The 1,055-nt window shown below is 34.5% G+C and carries 1 protein-coding gene and 1 pseudogene; both read right to left on the bottom strand.

The features are described from left to right. Positions 1-182 (bottom strand): annotated as a pseudogene (locus tag Q1553_RS00335) (hypothetical protein); the annotation flags it as partial. Between the two features lie 14 nt (positions 183-196). After that, positions 197-862, bottom strand: a complete 666-nt coding sequence (locus tag Q1553_RS00330; RefSeq protein ID WP_298495308.1) for a bacteriohemerythrin — start codon at positions 860-862, stop codon at positions 197-199. Between the last annotated feature and the right edge of the window lie 193 nt (positions 863-1,055).

Here is a 1,055-nt window from a genome sequence, read left to right as displayed (position 1 = left end):
TTAAAAAGGCTAATATCATTAACGGGCTTGTATTTGTTCTCGCCCTTTTTGCTATAAAAGGTGCGGAAATCTAGTAAATAAAAGTCAATGTCTTCGCCAAAGCTTTTACGTTCTTGCAATAAAAGATTTCGCAAATTTTTAACATCATTGAAAACTTTATGTCCTTTTGATGTAAATGCCATTGTGTTTTTATTTCCTAGAATTGTTTAAAATATTTTTTCGCAAGTGCTTCAAAATTGTCCTCATCATCTAAATTGGAATCACGATAAACAAGCGGTTGTTTGCAAACTTTGCACCGCACAAATGTGCCTTCTTCTTGCATAATTTTGTGCAAGGCGTCGCAGACTTTAAACTCTTTTAAGAGGCAGAGGCAAATGTATTTGTGCCACGGCTGGTGGGCTATGTCTTCTGTTTCGGCGAGAATTTTTGTTTTTTGCTCTAAACTATAAGGAATCTCTTTGACATCGTGGAGTCGGTTGCGGTAGGATTCTATTTGTTTGTCTTCGGTTAAAATATGCGCAATAAGCCAATTATGCAAACATTCATAAAATTCCTTAGCGGTATGTTCTATATCTTCTAAGTCCATTAACAGCATAGAAAGGTTGGAGACTAGCTCACGATGACGCGTTTTGTGTTGGTTTAAAAAAGGATATCCGATGTGCTGCATATATTTTTCTTCGTCATTGAAGTGTTCTTTAGCACTTTCAATCACAGCATTCATTCGTGATTCTAGTTCTTGAGCTTTGTTGGGAGAAGTACTTTTGACGAAATTTTTAGTTTCTATAAGTAATTGTATAAAAGATTTATGTTGTTCGTCTAAATGTTGATTTTTAATGCTAAATTCTTCACTCCACGCTAGCACCGCTATCCCTTTTTGATTCCTTAATGTAAAGTATTTTAAAATTATAATATTTTGCACTTTAAATTTGCTTTTATAATATAAAGTTTATTTAATTATTCAAGATTCTGTGTGCAAGGACGAATCCCCTGACTTGTTATTGTTGGGTTGGCGTTGCAATCCACACTCTTGCAAAAAGAACTGCTCACAATGGAAT

It is taken from the genome of Helicobacter sp. UBA3407, from assembly GCF_949747025.1.
GTDB classification, from domain to species: domain Bacteria; phylum Campylobacterota; class Campylobacteria; order Campylobacterales; family Helicobacteraceae; genus Helicobacter_D; species Helicobacter_D ganmani.
This window is presented reverse-complemented; position numbering and strand designations above follow the sequence as displayed.